Source organism: Thalassobacterium maritimum, assembly GCF_031127805.1.
GTDB lineage: Bacteria > Verrucomicrobiota > Verrucomicrobiia > Opitutales > Coraliomargaritaceae > Thalassobacterium > Thalassobacterium maritimum.
Window position 1 is genome coordinate 36306 of record NZ_JARXHW010000027.1, and the last position, 23221, is coordinate 59526.

13 protein-coding genes are annotated in these 23221 nt (G+C 53.3%); all 13 read right to left on the bottom strand.

All coding sequences use genetic code 11. The annotated features are described in order from the left end of the window. Positions 1 to 140: 140 nt before the first annotated feature. The 13 genes from QEH52_RS12095 to QEH52_RS12155 all read right to left on the bottom strand — a co-directional run bounded on the left by QEH52_RS12095 (position 141) and on the right by QEH52_RS12155 (position 23208). Positions 141 to 1664 (bottom strand): hypothetical protein, encoded by a 1524-nt coding sequence (locus QEH52_RS12095; RefSeq protein WP_308950761.1) that lies wholly within the window; start codon positions 1662 to 1664, stop codon positions 141 to 143. A gap of 130 nt (positions 1665 to 1794) precedes the next feature. Further along, positions 1795 to 5211, bottom strand: coding sequence for a GH116 family glycosyl hydrolase (locus QEH52_RS12100; protein WP_308950762.1), 3417 nt, complete (start codon positions 5209 to 5211; stop codon positions 1795 to 1797). Between the two features lie 209 nt (positions 5212 to 5420). Next, positions 5421 to 6791, bottom strand: coding sequence for a sulfatase (locus tag QEH52_RS12105; RefSeq protein ID WP_308950763.1), 1371 nt, complete (start codon positions 6789 to 6791; stop codon positions 5421 to 5423). A 156-nt stretch (positions 6792 to 6947) separates the two neighbouring features. Next, positions 6948 to 8789 (bottom strand): alpha-L-fucosidase, encoded by a 1842-nt coding sequence (locus QEH52_RS12110; RefSeq protein WP_308950764.1) that lies wholly within the window; start codon positions 8787 to 8789, stop codon positions 6948 to 6950. Between the two features lie 93 nt (positions 8790 to 8882). Beyond that, a complete protein-coding gene (locus QEH52_RS12115; protein WP_308950765.1) occupies positions 8883 to 10370 on the bottom strand; it encodes a sulfatase family protein in 1488 nt (495 codons plus the stop codon). Between the two features lie 40 nt (positions 10371 to 10410). Next, entirely contained in the window at positions 10411 to 11400 is a 990-nt protein-coding gene (locus QEH52_RS12120; RefSeq protein WP_308950766.1) for a family 43 glycosylhydrolase, read from the bottom strand. A gap of 271 nt (positions 11401 to 11671) precedes the next feature. Continuing rightward, on the bottom strand, positions 11672 to 12520 hold the full coding sequence (locus QEH52_RS12125) for a PEP-CTERM sorting domain-containing protein (RefSeq protein WP_308950768.1): 849 nt from the start codon (positions 12518 to 12520) through the stop codon (positions 11672 to 11674). 211 nt (positions 12521 to 12731) lie between these two features. Further along, a complete protein-coding gene (locus tag QEH52_RS12130; protein ID WP_308950770.1) occupies positions 12732 to 13700 on the bottom strand; it encodes a family 43 glycosylhydrolase in 969 nt (322 codons plus the stop codon). Positions 13701 to 13826: 126 nt separating this feature from the next. Continuing rightward, positions 13827 to 15371 (bottom strand): sulfatase family protein, encoded by a 1545-nt coding sequence (locus QEH52_RS12135; protein WP_308950771.1) that lies wholly within the window; start codon positions 15369 to 15371, stop codon positions 13827 to 13829. An 86-nt stretch (positions 15372 to 15457) separates the two neighbouring features. Next, positions 15458 to 16858, bottom strand: coding sequence for an arylsulfatase (locus QEH52_RS12140; protein WP_308950772.1), 1401 nt, complete (start codon positions 16856 to 16858; stop codon positions 15458 to 15460). Next, complete coding sequence (locus QEH52_RS12145; protein ID WP_308950773.1) at positions 16858 to 19431, bottom strand: alpha-amylase family protein; 2574 nt, start codon at positions 19429 to 19431, stop codon at positions 16858 to 16860. The genes QEH52_RS12140 and QEH52_RS12145 overlap by 1 nt, the downstream gene beginning before the upstream one ends. A gap of 50 nt (positions 19432 to 19481) precedes the next feature. Next, positions 19482 to 21578, bottom strand: a complete 2097-nt coding sequence (locus QEH52_RS12150; protein ID WP_308950774.1) for a Sip1-related alpha-galactosidase — start codon at positions 21576 to 21578, stop codon at positions 19482 to 19484. Then, entirely contained in the window at positions 21526 to 23208 is a 1683-nt protein-coding gene (locus QEH52_RS12155) for a family 43 glycosylhydrolase (protein ID WP_308950775.1), read from the bottom strand. Before QEH52_RS12155 ends, QEH52_RS12150 begins: the two co-directional genes overlap by 53 nt. Positions 23209 to 23221: the final 13 nt, after the last annotated feature.

Genomic DNA, 23221 nt, shown 5'->3' on the forward strand with positions numbered 1-23221 from the left:
AACGAAAGCATCGGCGAGAGCACAGTAAATCTCAAGTCGTTTCAGATATAGAATGCTTCTTAAAATGCTGCAAGGATGCCCACTTTCCTCAGATTAAAAAAACGCCGACGCACCATCATTGATAAAAAAAGAACGGTAGCCTACTCCGTCACCGACAACACTCGGTAGAACTGAGAATTACCAGTGGGTTCAACAAACATTTTATAGCTGTCACGCTCGTCATCAAAAAACGAACTGGAGGTATTCACATCCAACCACGAATTCGGGTCGGACAAATCAGTGGTGCTTTGAAGCGTCTGAGAAAGCACATTCTCGGCAGGCGCCGCCCACTCTAATACATATGCGGATCGAATCTCAATCGCAGCCACCTCCGTGACAAACACACTCGGCAAAGCGCTCTTCGAATACCCCGTTAAAAACATAGACGCTGCCTTTTCGGATGCCAGCACCACAGGCTGCCCATCCGCACCGAAGCCTAAATCCGTCGCTCGAAAATAGTCGCCAGAAGTGTTCTCAGCAACCAAAGACTCCGTCCAGACTCCAGCAGAAGATTCACTGACGAATAATTGGCTACCGTCGCCCGAAATATAGGACACGGCATAGTCGATGCCGCTGGTACTGGATGCATCGTTCTGCGCCAGAGCCACCGAGGCGGAATTACTGACCTGAGACGACACAATCTGGAACTGCCATGGAGCCGCATCGGAACTAGCCTTGCTCGCAATGCAAACCAAGTTCCGAACAGGATCGGCGTAGGCGAGGCACAGACCGGAACTGTTCGCATTATATAAATCCAAATGACAGATTTTGATTAGAGTATCACTGATGATCACGTCACTAAAATCCAAGCTGCCCGCATCCATACGTTGATAGATCAATTGGGCCGAAGTCTCATCTAATAGCGTGTTGTTGTTCAAATCTTCGCCATCATCCAACTGCTGATTAAAATTAACATCTTCCGAAAAAGTTGAGTAGACTAGATGACTGGTATCCCCCACGCCTGCCGCAATTGAAACGGAACAAACCGGCCCATCTGAAACCTTGATGGATGTCAGTGACGTTTGATCATAGTAGTACAACCACAATTCATAGTTCGCGCGAATCACAGCCACATGCACCCCCCCGTTGTCATCGATCGCGACAGCTCCAGACATTTTCTGAATTGGTAAAGTCAGCCGCGTGTTCGCCGCTTGTTCCAATGTATCCACATAGAGCAAATTTTCGCGCCAGTATGCAAGCGACAATACCCCATCCAAGCGGTCCGCAAAATGTGGCTGATCGGTGTTCTCCGCTAGATCAGTCACAGCTTCGACCGACCAAGCCCCTGAGTTTGTAGCGACTCCCAGACGATGGTACTGCCCGAGTATCGGAAGTCCAGTAGTCGTATCTATTTCTGGAGGTTCAGCCATAGCGGACATTTCCAACCAAACGTAATGAAAGCCATCGTCATTGATACGCACGCTAGGAGCAAAATTCAAAGGAATGCTAGGCACTAGATCGCCGAATTCATCGAGAACAGGTGTCCCGTTTGCATCAAAAATAGGGGAAGTAGCCGCCAGGTAAGTCTTTGACCAAGTCGTGGCATGCAGATGGCTGCCCGTTGCACAGGCAAGGACCAGCATTGCGAAACGAGGAAGGGTAAATAAGCCAGCAGGTAATATCATAGATCTAACAAGATCTGATCGCTCATCGAAGACTTGGCAAGCTAACGTGCTAAATGGGTAAATAAACTCAATCTACCTCCTCTAATCCCCCTCTGACTAGGACTGAGCCGAGGGGGTGAGTAAAGAACGCTTATACTAAACTCACTTGTAGATCGAGCACTTCACCGGCCTTGAGCACGATGGCACTTTGGAAGGCCAAGCGTAAATCGCTGCCCTTGGTCTCAAGCTTGGCAGGCAGGGTGCGACCACTCAGCTTCACTTGCGCGGACTTGGCTTGCTGGCCCTCGCCGGCATGCAGAATCACATTTCTCAGGCTGACTTCGCCCTCGGAGACATTGAGCGTGGCTTTCAGTTCGCGGGTGCTCCGCTGCTGCGAGTAGAGGCCGTAAGCTTCGGCTGCGGTGAAGAAGCTCTTGTGGTCCTCCGGAGTGAGCACGGGGCGGAAGGCAATCTCTCCCTTAGGCCCATCGTAATGGAAGCCCTGCAGTGCGAGCAGAGCGGACCAGACACTGAGTGAACGTCCGTAGAACTTACCACACTCATCGTCGCCAAATGGATTGCCGGAATAGCCCCAGGGGCCGTTACGAACATTGGACACACCCTTGGTGCGCAGGCGTCCGTTGTAACGGTCGTAGATAACCTTCATCACCATGAGGCCCTCTTTGAGCAAGCCGTTTTGAATCATAGCCACCGCGGCGCTGTATTCGAAACCGGTCATCACCTCGTCGCCATATTTCATCCCGGGAATCGGCTGCGGGTTCTTCGGCCAAGTGATCATCTTCATGCCACCATCAGTGACTTCACAGTATTGACGCGGCTTGAGCGAGTGCCCGTAAAAATCGGTCAGGAAGTTGTATTTGAGCAAGGACTCCATAGCCTGGCGCGAACGCTCCTTGGGATAGCAACGGTCAATCTCGACTTGATCGGCCCACCATTCGCCGAGGATCTGGTCGATATGGCAGCCGTCGAGATAGTCCTGGCTACGTTTCTTGCCGGGTTCCTGGATGTAATATTCGCCATTCCAGAGGCGCTTGTTTTGCAACTGCTTGCCGGACTCACGGATCTTGCGGTATTCAGCTGCAACTGCGCGATCGCCAACGATGTCGGCCATGCGCGCGGCGGCTTCGAGGGCTGCCAAATACATGCTGCCGATCCAGGAAGAACAACCGGAGAAGTCACCATCCAGCGTGTTGTGCTGCGTGGTCTCCATAAAGCCGTCGCGGCTCGGATTCCAATAGTCGATACTCCAGTCCATGCCCTTCTTGACCTTGGGCCAGACCGATTGGAGCCAGCTGTCGTCCTTGGAGCAAAGATGCTCGCGATAGGTATTTAAAATCGTGCCGTAAAAACCATCGGCCGCCCCCACCTTATTGGTGTGGCGATACGGAGTCACCCCTTTGCCAGTTTGACGCTCATAGTCCTGATCACGCATGAGACGCCCCATCTCCGGCAACAGGCGCGCATGTGCTTGTGCGTAGTGATAGACGTGGGTACAATTACCCGCACAGCAACCATCGTCTTCATTGCAACCTTCCCACATGCCCAAATAGCCGTTCTTGGCCCACCAGAAAGTTTGGCTGCGCAAGACGGCCAACTGTGAACTCATGCGGTCGAGCAACCAGACTGGCAGCGTGGACGCATACAAGGTTTTGTGAAACAGACGTGTGCGCGCAGTGAGGTCCTCAATGTGGTCCTGCATGTAGGCCGCCACGCCCATGGCGTCCGGCCACCAGTTGGTGTAGTTGTGCCCCTGCCCGCTCCAGCCAACACTGTTTGAACGCCCCTCGCCCTCCAGAGCGATCATCTTGCCGGAGCCATGCTTATTGTTTTGAAAATACCAGGTCAGCACAAAGGTCACTGACTTCGTCTCACCGGGCGCCAGTTCGATCGGCGCGGAGAGCGCGCCGTTGACCGATTGCCCGGCAGGTGAAACTTGAGATTTCGCAGCACCGTCGAGCGAGCCGGAAGTGAGCAACTCACGCTGCAACGATTTCGAAACGTCCCACTCCGCCGTGCCCGAAGCACCGGCAGCCTGAGTCATCAGCACCATGTCCGCGCTATCGTTGCCCGAACGTGTCATGTGCAGCAAGGTAGTCTCGCCCTGCTTCAGGACTTCGTTCTGATTGCTGCCATATTTGTAGTTCCCCTTGCCCTTGCCTTCGTTATAGCCGAGAGCATTCTTCTGCGCCGCCAGAACGTCGACCTTCACCTTCGAATTCGAGGTGTTCTTCGCCGTGACTGTGTAAATGGCACAAGGGATGGCACAGCCCTTCAGGTTCATGGGAATGAAGGGATTGAAAACTTCCAATTCGAGCTCCACCGGAAGTGCCGGCTCTCCAAACTTGTATTGTCCAAATGGATACTCACCAATGAACTTCAAAGATTTCATCGGCGCAAAGGCACCAGCAGCTTTGGTCTGCAAAGCACGCACGAGCGGCTGACCACCCGCGGCTTGGGCACGCACCGCAAGGAAGCTATCTTCCACCCGATGTTCTTCGTAGTTGCAAGCGATTTGCCAGATGGCGGGCTCGGCATTGCCATTAAATTGAATCGCGCCGGCACCAATGCCACCGACCATGAAGTTGATCGCTTCGAGGCGCTCCCCCTCATAGACAGTGCTCTGTCCATGCGCAGTCAGGTTTGGATCATTCAACATCGCCTGAGCCTTGGCTTCGCGCACGGCATCACGCTTTGCCTCGACCGCAGCCACGATCGCTCCCGTCGCTTTTAAATGCTTCTGCCACTCCGCCCCAGCGACTGCGAGGTGCGCCTGAATTTCCGGAGCGGTCAAACCTCGCGCATAACACGCCACTTCGTCGACCGAAATATGTGTCGAACCCCAGCCATTATTCACCGGCGTGCTGCCCAATGTCATAGTCGTCTTCCTTGGGCCCTTACGGGTATACTCATACGCGCCGCCGACGAGACTACACTCGTAGCCATCCACGTAGGCACGCACATCCAGATCGAAACTGGTCAGGGCAAAGTGATACCAACGCCCGACTTCGATCGGCTGATCGGTCGGTAGGTTGATCTCCGTCACGACCATGCCATTGTTATTCTGATAAAGCAGCCCGGAAAGATCGTTTTTCACCCCGATCACGAAAAGCGCGGCCTTACCATTGCTCTGCGCAATGATGACGGGATTGCCGTCGCCGCTCGGCTTGGCATCGACTCGGAAGAAAAGCTCCAAGGTCGTGGCGCGGCCTTTTAACTTATCGGCACCCGGCACCAGAATCGGAGCATTCGGCTCCAAACTGATCGCCTTGCCATCAATTGCGCCCCCCGTAAAGGCGGTCGCCCCACTGGCTTTGGCATGCGACTTCCCCAGCACATCGATCAAATCGCCATCAAAACGCCAGTAACCACGCAGAGCGCGATCCTGTCTCAAGTTTTGCGCATAGGACTCGCGACTAGCAGCGCCCATTAGAGGACCTGCCATCATCCCTGCGGCAAAGGTGCCAGCCGCCACCAAGAATCTACGGCGTGAAATATCTAATGAAAACTGGGACGAGGACGAAAAAGACGTAAGCTTTGATTGCATCATGGGTATGTTGTCAGTGGGGCGTTAAAATAAGATCAAACGAAATACTACTCAGAAGGCAACTGACTGTATATCACGTGTACTAGCTATTTAGTAGGCCGAAACAGAATATGGTCAATGTATGCTGCATTTGGAGAGCAACCCTCCAGCATTTACCGTATATCTTTTAAGTCCGCGCGGTTCCAGTTCGACTCATGCTTGATATAAATGATCTAAATGCCATCCGAGGGAGGCATTTTAGCATCTACTTGAGTCAGCCAGGCATTTAGACGCTTCCGCATGCGCTCCGCCATTTCGGGATGATCCGACAGCACATTCTTCTTTTCCATGGGATCCTCTTTGATATTGAAAAGCGCGTCAGGAATCGTGCCGAGACCTGCATACAGTTTCCACTCCCCTTCAACTAAGATGGAGCTGCCCATGAAATATTTCACATCTGGACGATTGTGTGGATAGTGCCAATAGAGCGCATCACGCTCCAATTCGCCCCCTTCAAATAGAGGCTTCAAATCGAGGCCTTCTAGTTGAGTGATCGCTTGTGTAGAGCCGCCTGCTGCGTGCACAAAGGTTGGAAAAAAGTCCATCGTGGTCACTGGGGTGTCCGTTGTGCTGCCTCCTGTAATGACGCCGGGCCAACTGACCGCCATCGGCACCCGAATACCACCTTCCAACAAAGACCCCTTCTTGTCATTCAACCAGGAGGTAGGCTTCCAACCTCCATTATCCGAGTAGAAAACAATCATCGTATTATCCCGGGTACCGGTCGCCTCCAGCGCATCGAGCACCTTACCGATCGCATGATCCATACTCTCCAGCATCGCCAGATACGCATTGCCCCCATTCTTTTTGACTAAATCCCTCGGTGCCTTGATCGGGGTATGTAAGGAATAGAACCAGAGCGATAAATGAAAGGGCTGATCCTGGTTGGCTTCAATAAATGAGACAGCCTCATCGCCCAAGCGATCCGTTAGATACTCCCCCTTCTTACGGTTTTCGATCGTGCCATTTTTGTAAGGATCGAACCACGACTTCGGTTGCCCATAGGCACATCCACCGATGTTTGTATCGAAGCCATAATGTTCAGGGTGATAGCGACTATCGACGATGCCATCCTTAGTGCCCATCGAGCCCTCTCCAGCCAGGTGCCACTTCCCGATAAAACTGGTTGCATAGCCAAGCTTCTTCAACTCACGCGCATAGCTCGGCAAATCCAAAGGGAGATGCTTCACGAATTCTGCATCCCGCGGGCCGCCATCAGGTGCGGGACGCTCGTTACCTGCTCTACCTGGTATATGCGTCGTCAGTCCAATCTGCGCGGGCGACATCCCAGTGATGCAAGCGGCACGAGTCGGCGAGCAAACCGTAGCTGCTGCATAAGCCTGATTAAATACCATACCGGTATCCGCAAGGCGTTCCAGATTAGGTGTATGCATTTCCGGGTGGCTGCCGTCAAAGTCCACCCATCCCGGCCCTAAATCATCGGCCATGATGAATACGATGTTCGGCTGCTTGGCCGCGCTAAGAAATGAACTACAGCCGACTCCCAGGCATGCAATCACTTGAATAAGATTCTTCGCTTTCAAAATGTAAGTAGAGGTTAAATGGTATCACAGAGTCAAACATGCCGACTCAATCATGTGCCACTATACAACAAATCGAGCATGCTCGTCTATCACTTGAATAAGCCATAGAAAGCCACCCCGCAAAGCTGGATATACGGGATATAACAATCAGAAAGATCAACGATAGGGCTCAATGCGAATTCCTTTTAAGCCGATCCCTTTGCCTTTAAGAAGACGCGGGGTGACCTGCAATTGATTGAGACCAGCATTCGGGATATTGAGCACTCCCAAGCTCACGCTCAAATTACGGTAACGCGGCGGGCCTGGCTGAAATGATTTCGTTGAATCGAAACCTGACTCAAAGGTCACGAATGTAATACTCTCATCACCACAGGACAATACCCACTCGGAGCCAGCCGCGTCATTCTCGCTGGAATATTCGATACTCACCAAATAGTCGCCTGCTTCGAGGACATTGATATCCCAGGTCGCTACGGCATCTTCAGAGCCCCATCGACCGATAAAATAATCATGTTTCCACTCACCGAATTTCTCCATCCAACGATAATCACTGTGCTTGCACCCCTCGGTCGTCGCCATCTCAGCCAAAAGCGTCACAGGAGTGAGTCCATCGATTTGAGTCGCGGGATTGGTGACTTGCGCGGGCTGATCCAGAATCAGTTTTACGACTGAAATCAATGGCAGATCACGACCGACCTTAGAGCCAAGGTTCAACTCCAAGATTGAGCCATCTTGTGTAAAATCAACTGCGGAAGCATCCTGCAGCAGCGAAGCTTGCACCACTTTTGCGCCGAGGTCCGCGATGCGCAGGACGCCCGCTTGAGGCCATTCGAAAACGTGCAAATAAAGTTCCTGACCTTTGGTGGTGATATCCCCCCAGCTAAAACCCTGATCGAATGGAGAAGCATCCGCCCCGTAGATCGCTTCACCGTGTGCACGTATCCATTCGCCTGATTTCGTCAAACTTTCCACTGCTTGCTCGGGAAGTGAACCATCTCCCTTGGGCCCAACATTCAGCATATAAGATCCACCGCGTGCAACGACTCGCACCAGTCGCTCGCAGATCGCCTTGGGCGATTTCCAGTTCTGATCGTACCAAGCATATGACCAGGAATCGTTGGTGGTGTCCACCGTCTCCCAAGCGTCCACTTTCGGACGCACAATCGGGATTTGCATATCCCCCAGCGAAACATAATCACCATAACCACCGCCGATACGACTGTTGATTAAACAGTCCGGCTGTAAGCCCTGAACCAAATCCACCAAGCGGGCGCTATACTCCTTCGGCATGCCTCCGGGAGTATCGAACCAAATCAACGCAATAGGACCATAATTCGTGAGCAGTTCCGTGACCTGAGGAATCACCTTCTGCTCAAAATAAATATTAAAGTCATCCGGTGTGTAGCCTGCCGGGCGCTCCCCTTTGTATTTCCCTCCATAAGGCTCGGTCCAATCCTGGTTCTGTGAATAATAAAAGCCAAGACGCATCCCTTCCGCCTGACAGGCGTCAGCGAGCTCTTTCATCAAATCACGATCGTAAGGGGTGGCCTTAGTGATTGTGAAATCGCTGACCTGCGAGTCAAACATCGCAAAGCCTTCATGATGCTTAGCGGTGATCACAATCGTTTTCATCCCCGCGGCTTTGGCCAGTTTGACTAGGCCCACGGCATCAAATTGGTCCGGGTTAAAATTCTTGGCGTAGTCCATATATTCCTGCACGGGAATCTCTGCCATGTGCATAATCCACTCTCCGATGCCATAATAAGTCTGACCATTCCAAACTCCCGCCATTTGCGAATACAGGCCCCAATGGATAAACATGGCATATTTATCTTCTGTGAACCATTTCAGGCTGGGGTGAGTGGCTTGAATTGAGAGCTTTTCTTCGCCCCACATTTCGTCCATACCCTGCTCTTTTTCAACAGCCGAGAGCGTGGATGCATTCAATAGCAGAGCCATCAGCAGTGCGCTCAAGCGAAGGTAAAACGTATCTTTCATTATAGGTATCATTAGCAGATTAACAAGAATCCGCTAAGCATACATCAATTCCCGCAAGGCACCTATAGCGCATTTAGGGGATAAAAGGCGTTTTTAGCGACCGCTTTTCCATAGCTGGATCTGCTTCACATCATTCTTCGCAGTAGAACCTTCGGTGCTGCGCCCGCGGAACACATCCGCTTCTAACTGTGCGAGCAAACGCTGAACCACTTCGGGCTGCGACTCATAGAGATTGGTGGTTTCACTGGGATCGTTCGCCAGGTCATAGAGTTGTGCGACGGGCGCACGGGAGCGCTTGGCCTGATCTTCCTTGGGACTGGTCCAACCACCCGATCCTCTCGCCAGCAAGAGCTTCCACTTCCCCATGCGATAGCCAAAGTGTCCACTGATCGAATGATGAATCACGCCCTCGCGTGTGGATACAATCGGCTCCCCCTTTAGAGCGGGCAAAAAGCTGACGCTGTCCTCCGCACCATCTGATGGAAGTTTTGTATCCAAAATGTCCGCACAGCTCGCAAAGAAGTCGGTCAGGCAGAGCAATTGATCCGAACGGCTCCCCGCTTGAACGACCTCCGGCCAACGCACAATGAACGGCACGCGATGCCCGCCCTCCCAGAGGTCAGCCTTCGAGCCGCGGAACTCCGCGCTCACCTGGTGCCCCTGTTGCGCCAGTGCAGGAATATTCGCCGCTTTGGAGCAGCCATTATCACTACTAAAAATCACCAAGGTATTGTCGGTCAGACCGTTGCGGTCGAGCGCAGCCAGGATTTCACCGAATCCGGCATCGGTCTGCATGACAAAATCCGCGTAGTCGCCGAGCCCGCTTTTCCCTTTCCAGTCCTCGGTCGGCACGATCGGCGTGTGCGGGGAACCGTAGGGCACATAGAGAAAGAAGGGTTGCCCGTCATCGTCTTGAGCGCGTGCATCGATGTATTCGACAGCTTTTTGGGTGAGACGCGGCAACATGTGAATTTCATCTTCGTGCGCAATGACAGTGTCGTTCTCAATCACTCCCTTCATATCGCCGGCATGATGGAAACCATGATAGTAATCAAAACCGCGATCCACCGGGCCATCCGGAATAGTGCTTCCGACCGGTGCCAGGGTATGGCGGCCCTTGCGCTGGATGGGCTTCTGCGTTTCGGGGTCCAGATAGAGGAAGTTCAAGTGCCATTTGCCAACGATGGCCGTATGATAGCCCTGTGCTTTCAAGAAGCTGGCCACGGTCGGGCGCTCTCGAGCAATCAAGCAGGGCTTAAAGCCTTGAACCACTCCTCGCTGTAAGCTGGTGCGCCAACTGTAGCGTCCGGTCAACAAACCGTAGCGCGTGGGCGTGCAGACGGAAGAGCCTGAGTGTGCATCGGTGAAAATCATCCCCTCACGTCCGAGACGGTCCATTGAAGGCGTCGGAATTTTCCCGTGTTCAGGGTTGAGGATCTGCACGTCGCCATAGCCGAGGTCGTCGCAGAGCACGAAGACGATATTTGGTATCGACGGACTCACCACAGGTGCTTGAGCCGCCCCCGATAAGTTCGCAACAACCGTTAAGCATAGAATAGAAATGAGGCACTTGAATCGCATGATTTATTTGAAATGCAGACTGATTGGATCAAGGATGGGCTTAATTTTGCTGGGAGCTTTGCACGACCTGCTTCATGGTGCCATCCGCATTAAATGTGACCGGATCAAAACAGATGGAGCGGTTCGTAACCTTTCCTCCGGACAGGTCCGCGTTGTGATAAAACAAATACCACTGACCTTTATAGGCCACAACGGATCCGTGCGTGGTGAGAGAACTGGTCTTGTCCAAGAGAATGCCTTTGTGCTCCCACGGGCCCATCGGATGCTCGCTCATGGCATAGCGCATCTGATGCCCACGCGGCGTATTATCGGGATAAATCATGTAGTAGATCCCCTCGCGCTTAAACACAAATGCACCTTCGCGGAAATCCTCGAGCCCATGCATGCGCATGGAGGGCCCTTCGACTTCCACCATGTTCGCTTTCAACTTGGCAACCAGTGGCTCTCCTAATCCCCCGTAGTAAAGATAGGCCTGTCCATCCTCGTCAATAAAGACGCAAGGATCAATATGGGGTTCCAGCCCCTCGATGTATCCTTGCACCTTAAAACCGGAAGCCGGGCTTTGACTGGTGGCGATGCCAATTTTCCAGCTGTCCCGCGCATTCGGCCCGGTCGGATGTGGGAAATAAAAATAATAGGTCCCCTCTTTATACGCACAATCAGGTGCCCACATATAGCCTCCACCCTTTCGGCCCCAATCCACATCACGGGAATGCAGAATCTCTCCATGATCCGTCCAGTGGACCATGTCATCGGTCGAAAAGACATGATAGCCATCCATTTTTTGATAGCCCCGACCACCCGCCACGTCGGTGGAAGGATACACATACAATCGCCCATCCTCCCAAACATGCGCCGAAGGATCAGCCGTATACATGTGCCGAATGAATGGATTTGCGGCCCGCGGCGCACTGAGTCCGCTAACCGCACTAGCCGCAGTAGCCGCACTGGTGACCGCCAATTGCCCGAACGTGGACAGCGCCAGTAATCCACTGACAGAAAACAGAGCAAGGGTATTGAGTCGAGACATAGTCGTGCGGTCGAGGGATATTGTAAGCAACAGAACTGCCGAAGCGACGGGAACTGAAAGATACAGGATACCAGATAATTACGGTTTCAACATCACGTGAATACGCCACCTCTCAGCGACTGCAATCGACGTCAGAACTCGCGGATACGCTCTTGAGGCAGCTAGATCATAAACAACACAAAAAATCCGGCGCTCACAATGGAACGCCGGATTCAATTAAAAATGAAAGCATGAGCAGGATTGACCGCAACATGCCCACTGATGTTGCGAATTAACGACGACGCATAATGACCGCAGTCAAGGCAAGCATACCTCCTAGAAGCGCGTAGGTGCCGGGCTCGGGGATCAAAACCAGATCAATGCCAGTCGCAGTATAAACCACATCAGCAGTCAAGCTGCCGAAGCCGGAAATACTCTCAGCAAATTCCGTCGCATCTGCGAGGTCACTATACGAAAATAAACTAATGGTTCCGGCACCGCCGGTATAGGACGAGCCATCAATGACAAGGCCCGCACCGGAAACAATCGTCATAGTAGTAATACTATCGATCGTATCGACCCCCGTCATGCCCAGCGTGAAACCGAAAGTAGAAAAGGCATTCGCATTCAGTGCTCCAGCCACCTCGACGGATGCCGTATCTCCTTCAATCGCAAAAGTAGACGCGGCCAACGTGCCCACGGAAATGCCATCGGTAGTCAAACTCCCTCCGGAAATGGTATACGAAGCGGAATGACTCCCCACCATAAACAGGCTATCGTCGACGTCAACACTGCCTCCAGTCTGATACACAGTGCCTGAACCCGCAGCCCCCATATTTATATTTCCTGAAACATTCAAACTAGCACCTGAAAGGATATTTAAAATGTGCCCACCTCGAATTTGAAGTCCTGCCTTAACGGCTCCATTCAATGAGCCCGCATCACCGGACAGGTTTGTAGTGCTGTCACCATTATCCCCTTCCAGAATAGTATTCGTACCACCTCCGGCGTTCCAATTACTCGCAGTCAACCAATCGTTGTCAGTTGGATTCGCTTTCCAATCATCGGAAGCGTACGAGTTAGACAAGGAAGCCAGTAAGCCAAAGGCTGCCAGCGAAGAAAGGGCGCTAATAGATTTCATAAATTTATATAGAGGGGTTAAAGGACAAACGAATTATCCACGCTAACTAAGTTACGACTATAGCAGGACGAATATCCGAGGGGCATTACGTATACGCATGATTTCCCGTATCTCTCAATCGAGGAATGTGTCGCCCCGCACTCAACAGTGATCACTGCGCTGACAATGCATGTTGCCCAAGTTCAGCGGCATGCCCCGGCGAAGCTCTATGCTATTTCGCTGGTCTTTTCTTCGGAGCGGCCACTGCCACGCCTTCGTCTAAAGTGTAAACTACTGGCTCGATCGTTCCGTCCGGGCGAAATGTGATAGGCTCGAAACAAACAGAACGTCGGCAATGACTCCCCTCGTTCACATCCCCCCGATGGTAAAAGAGATACCACTGCCCCTCAAACTCAATCACAGAGGTATGGTTCGGTGAATACGGCGAGTTGGACGCAAGCTCACCGATCAATTCAGCATATTGCGGCAAGGGGGAATCCGACATCCAATATTTCGTCACCCGGCCCACGCGTGCACTGAAATAGTAAATCCCATCGCGCTTAAACACGTGAACGGCTTCATTGACTTCTTCTTTGCTCAAGCGCACCCAGGGGCCGTCGAGCTCGACCATATTATCCTTCAACTTGGCACCCATGATGTGCCTGCCGGGCTCACCGATATCGTGCCAGTGATCATTGCCGTAGATATAAGCTTGGCCGTCGTCATCGACAAAGACCGTGGGGTCAAAAATCCGGGTGATTGGCTGACTGGTCGCCGCCTCCCAGGGGCCGACCGGCGAACGGCTCTTCGCAACCCCGATCTCATTCACGTTTCCGGGAAAATACCAATAGAACCAGCCATCTTTATAGGCCGCATCCGGGGCATTCATATTCGACCGAAAGTGCTCAAAGCCCGGATCGAGTTGCGGGTCCAAGACCACACCGTGATTGACCCAGTGCTTCATGTCGGAACTCTCCAGAATCACATAATCCTTCATCGACTCGTAATTCTTCGCGTCAGGCTGGTCATGCGAGCAATAGACATACACTTTGCCATCAAACACTTCGGCTGCGGGGTCCGCCGCATAGACGAAGCCGGGATCCGTCTTTCTTAAAATTGGATTTCCCGCCCACAAGCCAGCGGTGCTGACACTAAACAGGCAGAGTGCCAACAGTTGGCTGAATCGACGTTTGCGCATCATTTTTTCAAGTTCAATCTAAGGGGGCTATCGTGCTGTAAGTTCGTCGAGGTACATCCCTCCCGACTCCACAGTAACAAGACCTATCACATTAGCACCCTGCTGTAAAGCAATGCCAGCCGCCAGCGCCTACTGGCGAAGTCCATCGGCCGCTATCAGCTCCTGCAGTTGCAGGGCCATGGCCCGCGCTTTTTCCGGATGAGTGCTCACCAGATTATTTTGCTCTGAAGGATCGTCTGCCAAGTGATACAAGCGCTCCGGTTCCGCCGGGCCGACCCAGGATTTCGCCGTTGCTGTAATATACTTCCATTGTCCGACACGCAAAGCACGGGCATCGCTCGGAGCCTCCTCCAGCATGAAGGCTAAGCCCTGCGTATCCTTGCCCAGAAATGCATCCAGTGTATTGCGGCTATCTGGCGCGGCATCTTCTGTAAGATCCAGTCCGAGCAGCGCAGCGAAGGAGGCGATTAAATCGATTTGGTTGACCAAGGCATCGGAGCTGCCGGGCTGAATCCGGGCGGGCCAGCGCACGATAAATGGCACGCGCGTGCCACCTTCGTAGATCTGATACTTGCCGCCACGATAGATACCGGAGCCATCATGCCCACGGTCCAACTCACCCTGCGATCTTCTTATGCGGGTGCCATCGACATAGCCATCGTCGTAAACGGGACCGTTATCACTGGAGAAAATTACAATCGTGTTTTCGCTCAGACCATGCGCTTCCAGGGCTTTCATGATCTCGCCGGTGGTCCAATCAAACTGCACCATTGCATCGCCACGGTAGCCAAGCTCCGTCGCACCTTGAAAACGGGGATGCGGCGCACGGGGCACATGAACATCCTGCGATGCAAAATAGAGGAAAAAGGGCTGATCCTTGTGCGCGGCAATGTATTGTTTCGCCTGATCCACGAAGACATCAGCCATGGTTTCATCATCCCAGAGTGCCGCTTTTCCGCCCGCCATATAGCCGATGCGCCCGATACCGTTGATCACGGAGTTGTTATGGCCATGTGTGCTGCGGTAATAAGTCATCGCGGCCTTGTCCTTTCTTCCGTCCGGATAGCGGGTGCTCCCCGGGCGGTTCACTTGCTTTGGCGAATTGCCCACATAGAGTGGATCCTCGGGATCTAGATTGAGCACGTAATGCCCGTCCAAATACACACAGGGCACACGGTCATTGGTCGACGGCAGCAGGAAGGAGTCATCGAATCCGATCTCCAAAGGCCCCGGCTTGACCGCTCCATTCCAATCCACGGGTGTCCCCTCCGCACCAATCCCCAGGTGCCACTTTCCGATGACTGCCGTCTCATAGCCGGCTTGCTTAAATAGCTTCGGCAGCGTCAAAATATCCGTAGGAATACTGAGTGGTGCATTGGGCGGAAGGATCGCGACACCATGACGAAAGCCATGAACCCCCGTGAGCAAGGAGTAGCGTGAGGGCGTGCAAGTGGCCGCCGCACAGTGACCATCGGTAAAGCGTAAGCCCTCCTGTGCGAGCTGATCGATGTTCGGCGTAGGAATCATAGTGGATCCATAGGCGCCCACATCCCCATAGCCGACATCGTCGCCATAAATGATCACGACATTGGGCTGTGCATTCGATGCGGCTGCGAGCCAAACAGATGTAGCCATCAGGCCCCCCATCACGATGCTAAGGTATTTCTTGTTCATAGGGTAATTTTGTTGCGTATTTGGGATTCTTTTCAGTCGGCCCGGGGGCACCGGTTTGCGCACGCCACTCTTTGAGCAGGGCATACTTATCTATCCAGTCCTTTACTACGGAACTGCGCACTGGGCACTCGGGCATCTTCGATCAACTTCAGCATTTCAGACAGCTTCTCAGGATGCGATTTGGACAAATCTTTGCGCTCAGCCATATCCTCGGCGAGGTTGTAGAGTTCAGTTTTGAGCGTCTTCGGTGTATTCAGATTGTATTGGACGAGTTTCCAATCGCCCTGCTGGAGTGCACGACGACCGCCCTTCTCATGAAACTCCCAGTAGAGGTAATCATGCTTCGGCTGCTCTTTTCCAAGCAGTGTGGCGGCATAGGACACTCCTTGAATGTCCTCGGGTGCCGCTTGGCCAGTGAGCTCACAGACTGTGGGTAAGAAATCCCAGAACGCCGATGCGTGATCGCTTTGCTGTCCGCCCTCCATCACAGCCGGCCAGGAAGCCACAAAGGGCACACGGATGCCGCCCTCATACAGATCGCGTTTGCCGCCGCGCAGTGGCCCTGCAGAATTTAGCATCTTGGGCAACTTGCCTCCCTCGAAGGCGGGACCATTGTCACTGGTGAAGACGATGAGCGTATTGTCCAGCAGCTGCTGTTCCTCAAGCTGCGCCACAATCGAACCGACCGCAGTATCCATAATCGTGATCATCGCGATGTAATTGGCCAGCACCTCCGGCGTATTGCTGTAGTGCTTGGAATTCTTAAAAACCACTTCCTCTTTAACAAAGGGCCGCGCAGCCGCGCGCTCGGCTTCGGGTGCGATAATCGAAGCATGCGGTATTGGATAGGAAAGTATCATAAAAAACGGTGTATCGCCCGATTGATCTGCGAGATAGCCAAGCGCCTCCTCCGTATACAGATGGCCGTCGTAATGGGTGCCGCTATGCAACTGATTCTCCGGAAAATCAATCCGCTCGGTGTTGCGATACACAAATTTAGGATAACGGTAATGTCCATCACGGTGATCCGTGGTGCCATAGAAATAATCGAAGCCACTCTGCAGCACGACTTCGGGCGTTTGCGTATTTCCCGTCACGCAGGACTTGCCGATCATGGCGGTGTGATAGCCTGCGGCCTTGGCCACTTCGGCGACCGTCACTTCCTCATCACGAATCGTATGCGGTCCATTGCCCCGCACCGTTGCATGGCCCCCATCCTTTCCAGTCATCAAGGAGCAACGCGAGGGTGAACAGACTGTGGCGCCGGAGTAATGTCGTGTGAATTGCAGCCCGGACTCCGCCAATCGATCAATATTTGGCGTGGTGAAGTGTTCCTGCCCATAACAGGACAAATCGCCATAGCCCAAGTCGTCAGCGATGATGAAGATGATGCTTGGCTTCGGCGCGGCCTCAGGCTGCGAAGCCAAGGATTGGCTCAACACGCAGCCGGCACCGATGAAGGTGGAAATGATTTGTTTGAGTTTCATTATTTCTTATCTTTGAAGTTTACGGTCCATTCAACAACTCCATTTTGGAGGGCCAGCAGTGTCAACTTCCCGATCCCCTGCGCTGCATCCACGAGCTGAAACTCAGCGGTGGCTCCGGAAGCCGATACGCTGTCGACCTCGTATCCGTTCAGCGCAAGTGTCACGGTATAGACCTCGTCTAGGATCAATTTTGAGCGCGCAGTGAGCGTTTGGCGTTCAGCCTTCCACTCCGGTAGTTTTTCAAAATCCACATAGCCTTGCATCACATGTCGGTCGGTCGAAATAAACTGGGGATTGGGCTGCACCGCGTGGACGGACATCATGCGTGTTTCACCGGGTCGCAGTGTCTGCTCCAGCTCGGTCTTGCCAGAGAGTTTGCCAACGAAGGCATCGTTCCAGAAGTCATAAACATAATACTCGCGATCCGGATCCAGCCCGAGCCCGCCGTCGTCATTTGAGTCTGAGAGTGAAACGGAAATAGTCGATGCAATCGGTAGCGTTTGTGCGGCTTCGCGCAGGCCTCTACCGGTGACGGGCCATGCGGTGGTGGGGAGTGGTCGTTTCTTCTTCTTTTTACCCTGAGTTTCGGGCTCAATTGTCACCGGCTCTCGCGGGATCGTGTCCCACTGTGCCTGTATCTTCTTTTTGTTTCTTTCAATCTGGGTATTGTAAAATGCGACCAGGTGCCAGGCCGGTGAGACTTCAAAATCAAAGATTTGCGGATACGCTTTTCCACTGAATGCATCGATTGGTTTTGCGCTTTTTTCCTCGGTATAGAGTGGAATGATGCGGGTCAGGTCGTGCCGCATCTCATCGGTCATGTTTTCAATATATTTACCGATTTCAATACGCCCATTGGTGAGGTAAGTCATGGTATACATGGTCCGCCATCCATCACTATTGAACGGGAAGGCGTGGAATGGATTGATCACATCGTTCACGTATTTGACGGCGACCCGGTTTTTATACCAACGCAGACCGCACTTTCTGGCCATGACCGGGTAGTATCGATCGGTGTCAAATTCGGTTCGATGCGTGGTGATCGCTCCCAGACAAATGTCCCCGTGCAGCGGCAGACGTTCATGGATGTCAGAGTTCCAGCCCAAACCTTCATAGGCGAGCTCGTAAATCTTGCGGTAGGCCCGAGTGGTGGTCGCGTAGGGATCTTCCATCCCTCCATCGTAGGCCCAACCGGTGTCGGGATAGTCAAATTTGATCCCGCGGACCCCACCTTTCTTCAGGTTACTATAGACCTCCTCCATGTGCTCGATGAAACCGGGATCGGTAAAATCATACGACCAAAAGAGGTCGCCTTTGTGATAATCAATCTTCCCCTTGGAGCGTCTCCGACTGACTTCATTAAAGAGCATATGCTCTGGAAAGGCTTCGGCATAATCGAGCGAGCGGCGTGCCGTCTGGCTGTAAATGAGCGGAATGCCCCCCTGCTTCTGCACTTCATTGCCCCACTTCTCAATCGTGTCATACGGCTTTTCCAGCTTGCCGCTTTCATACATCCGCCAGTGTTCGTCATCCCACCAGCCCTGCTGATTGTTGGGAACGGCATAATCGTCCGGCTCCAGTCTGAGGGCGAGTGGTGAGTAGTTCAAAAAACCGGTTTCCTTCGCCTTCTGAAGTGCCTCCAGCGTGCCGACCGAGGTGTTTCTAAACTCATCGTTCCCCCAGATATGGAACATACAATACCAGAAGTTCAGGCCCGGGGCGGTTAAGGTGTCGAGTTTGACATGGTTGGCCGCTTTCAGGGCCAAGCCATAGTTCTCCAAGATGCCGAAACGTGATACGTTGCTGAAATCAATGTAGAATCGGTCCTGATCCAGAATGCGGGTGCTGTTCGGATCCACACGTTTGCCCACCGGATCATGCCCCCAGAGCTTGATTGCAAGCGCCTGCTCCATCCGCTTCACCTGAGCAGATTTCATGAAATCGAGATAAGACAAACCACCGATCAAGAGATTGTTTTTGGCCGCACCCTTTGCCCCAAACGATGCCAGGATATTATTAAAGCACGAAAGTTCCGTGGCGTCGTCTCCAGTCCGCACCCGTGTGAGATACTCGCCACTTTCTCCATCCAGCAGAATGAAATCTTCGAATGCCTCGCCCGAGTAGGCCGTGCCGGTCAGCGGTGAAAACGATTTGATCTGCAAGGGCTGCGATGAAGTGTTTACCACGCCACTGTAAAGCGCGATGAAGCCCTCTGCCTCATAGAGACCGAGGCTGAGAATCAACGAGGGCGCGTCCGCTTTGCTGCCAGTCAGGATAATTTGCTTCCCCTGGCCAACCGAGTCCGCGAGGGGCGCTGCCTCCCATTCAAAGGTGTATCCATCCGTGGAATGCCAATCTTCAACCGACCAGGATGCCTGCGACAAAGCTTCCGAATGATCACTTTTTCGAATGGCCGAGTAAGTCCCCGCTGCTAGTGAAATGCGAACTTCCACCTGCTCATTCTCAATGACGGCTTCGCTATCCGTCGCATGAATCTCCACCACATCAGCCAGAAGTGTGAAGGACGATAAAAGTGCACCCGATAGTGCGACGATCCAGTTTTTGATACTCATATTTTTATTCTTTTAAAATTGGATTAATGACACAGCCACGAGGGGCGCATTCATCGACGCACGGTGATCGCACGCGCGCCGCTGGCGACGGGAAGCTTCGCGAGGTAGAGGCCGTTCCCGAGTGGCTCAAAGGAGGCGCCTGCCAGTGTGGGTGCGCCCTGCTCGCTCCAAATCAAAAGCGGGCCGGACTCCTGAAGCGTGAAGCGAATCTCTGTATCCGATACAGACTGCACATCCACCGCAGCCGCAGGCAAATACTTGTCGGCGCGGCCGATCACCGCCCAGCCCCGGGTCTTTGGATAGAGCAGAAACAATTTGGCATCGAAGTTCGGAACCTCCGTCGAATAAGCATCGCCCAGATCGGACACGGTCTGCGTTTCACGGTCATAGACCAGCAAGCCTTCCGCCGGAACGGCCCATGGTGAAGCGTTGGCAAGCAGTTCGCCCGCATGGCTGTAGTCTTTGGCAGTGAAACCGCTGCTCAGGGTCTGGCCGCTCTCGGTGAAGTTGAACAAGGCGATCGCGGCGACACCGTTTTCCATCGGAGCCACCACACGGAAGACATTGTCGTCGCGGAAGGGATGGATGAAAAAGCTTTCCGGCAGCAGTGTCGCCGGCGCAGCGGTGCGCAGCAGCTTCCCGTCTTCGTAGGCAAAGGGGATCAAGACCTCTGGCTGAATTTTAGAAGGCTCGTCGGAGATGTAAACCGGTCCGCCGGAGATGGCGCGGGCGATCGCCATCGGCTTCACATCGCGCTCGTCATGGGTATGGAACATATCGAGATCGCCCCATACGGTCTGCGACATCCACAGATGATTGGCAAAGCTCTGGTAAGTGTTGCTCTTGTTCTTGTCCTTATCCTTCTGGTTGTAGTCCGGGCTGGAGCGTGTCAGCGCGCTGTATTTGGTCTGCAGCGAATTAATGTTGGGCTGCGCGATACAATTTAGCAGCGGAATGCCCATGGCATGCGTGGCGTTTTCCAGGGCTTCGTTGTTTTGGCGCATCGCTTGCACCGGATCTTTCGTTCCAATGTAGTGCTCAAAGGTGCGGAAGTGAAAATCGACCTTAATGAAATCGAAGCCATTGTCCTTAGTGTCGCCCACCATCTTATCATAAAACGCTTGCGAAGCCTCGGCGGTATTGTCGGGCAATACCATGCGCGGGTTCTTCATTTTCGTGAGGTATGGCTTCAAATCGGCCATCGTATGATTGGCCGCGACGCCGTTCATATAGCCACCGAAGTTCCGCCAGATCCCCATCCACTTGATTTTGTTCGCATCCTTCAAGGCAGCAATCGGTCCCCAGCCATTCGGGAACTTCTTGGGATCGACGCCGAAGCTTTTCAGCATTCGCTTCTGCTCATCCAAATACCCGTCGTCCACCATCACCCAGCGAATCGGCGCGCCGCTTTCTTCAATCGTGTGAAAGGCATCCGTGATGATTGCCTCCGAAATCTTTGTCTTGTAATGTTCCCAGGAACACCAGCCGAGATAGCCGTAAGGCTCTTCCGGATACGCTTTCGTCTCACGTGGTTGAGCTGCGACATAGCCGGATGCAAAGACCTGCTCCCAAAGCACTTTGGTAGCCGCATAGGGTGAACTGCCATAGGCCCAGCAGAGCAACGGGATCTCACCATCGATCGCCCGGCTGCCAAAGTTACCGGACTTCAACAACAGTTTCTCGTCTTCGACAAAGAACTGTCCGTAGCTTTTCACGGAACTCATCGGCAACAGAACCAGATAGCGCTGCTCGGAAAGCTGCAAAAGTATGAACTGCCCTTCCTGCAGGTGATTGTGCGCCTTGCGGGTCTTGGAGGGCTGGTAATTTTGCAGGCTCGCCATCGAGTCAAAGGCCACCGCTTCCACGCGATTGCCGCGCGCGATGCTTCCGCCCGGGCCACCGCGTCGGGTAAAGGGACGATAATGAGCGCCCTGCTCAAACGGGGGCAGCACCACTTCCCGACTCAATACAAAGCCGGCATCATCGGGCTGTGCGTCCTCGAGTGTTTCCGTAAGCATCCCCGTCGAGTCACCGGACAAGAGAATGGGTTCGGCACGCAAGCAAGTCGCCAGCAAGGCAAGCGCAAGTAGGCGACTATAACGAAGTAATTGTTTGGGCTGCATCAGTCGATTCGGGGTGGGGTTCATATTCAGACAGTTCGATGCCATCCCAGTAGCAACGGCCTTTAAACTTAGCCGAGGTGCCACAGCGGATGGAAAGGCTCTTCTTTTTTCCAGCGCTCAATGAGTCAGTGAATGACACCCACTCCCCTGCCTGCGTCCCGGCATCGAGTGTGAAGGTTTTTTCTCCGGCACTAACAAACACCTGACCAGTGGCTCCGGGATCGATCTTCAGCTTGGCGCTAAAGGTATAGCTTTGCTGAGGCTTGACCGCGACGGTCTGCTGAATCGCCATCGCCGCCTGTTCCCCTTCGTAGCCCAGAGCGTAATACTGGTCGGCTGGATCCTCCAGAATACGATGCAGCCCATGGGTCGGAGTCCGACGTTTGACGGCTGCCCAATAGCGAATGCTGGCCTCCACGCCTTCTTCAAATGAACCGTTCTTGACCAGGTTGTCATCAGTCGTTCGAGACACCTTGATCGAAGAAAACCGTTTGTCGCCAGCGAGGGTCCCCAAATCAATTACGCTGTGTTCAAAACGCCAGGACTGCCCCTGGAAATGATCGGCTTCGAAGGCTTCCACCACGTAGCCGGGCGCCAGCTCAAGCGATGCGATCGCATTCTCGCGGATACCGTGTTGTTCCAGATCGGCGGAGGTGTAAGCGCCGACGTCCAGTGCCCCCAACATACGGTTAAAGTTGATGTCCGCATGGAAAGTCGGCAAGGCGACGCCAATGGACTGACGCACCCTTTGCAGACTGCCGTCCTCATTGAAACGAACCGGATCGAAACAAATGGATCGATTGTGCGCCAAGCCCCCGGAAAGCGCACCGTTATGATAGAAGAGATACCACTGCCCTTGGTATTCCACCACAGAGCCGTGCATCGTGATCACATCGGTATGATCGACAAATACACCTTTGGGCTCCCATGGCCCAAGGGGGCTGTCACTCATGGAATACTGCATCCGATTGAACTTCGGATGATGGTCCGGATAGATCATGTAGTAGATACCGTCACGCTTGAAAACAAAAGGCCCCTCGCGGTGTTCATCCACGCCGACCTGATGCACCATCTCCCCATCGAGCTCCATCATGTTGTCTTTGAGCTTAGCGGCATAGCATTTGGCATCGATCACCGCATACAGATAGGCTTGCCCATCATCGTCGATGAAAACACAGGGATCGCAAAAACCGCTGCCCCCACGCACTCTGCCCTGCACTTCGAAACCGGACGCGGGCTGCTCGCTGGTGGCCACACCGATCTCCCACTCCATTGCTTTGTTACGATGCGGGAAATAGAAATAGTAGCGACCGTTCTTGTAGGCACAGTCAGGCGCCCACATGTTTCCGCCCTGCGGGGTGCCCCATTCCACATCGCGTGAGTGTAGGATCTCTCCGTGATCCACCCAGCTAATCAGGTCGTCCGTCGAGAACACGTGATAGCCGTCCATGCTACTGTAGCTGGTCGGCGGTGATGTATCCGAAGACGGATACACATAGAGACGACCGTCCTCCCAGACATGGGCCGATGGATCGGCCGTAAACATATGACTGACAAAGGGGTTGGAACGACGCTCTGCCGCCGTAGCCACGAGCGATGTCGCAAAGACAATCGCCAGGTGAACCGTCCAGATCATCTGTTGTTTCAATCGCATCGTTTCGATCGGC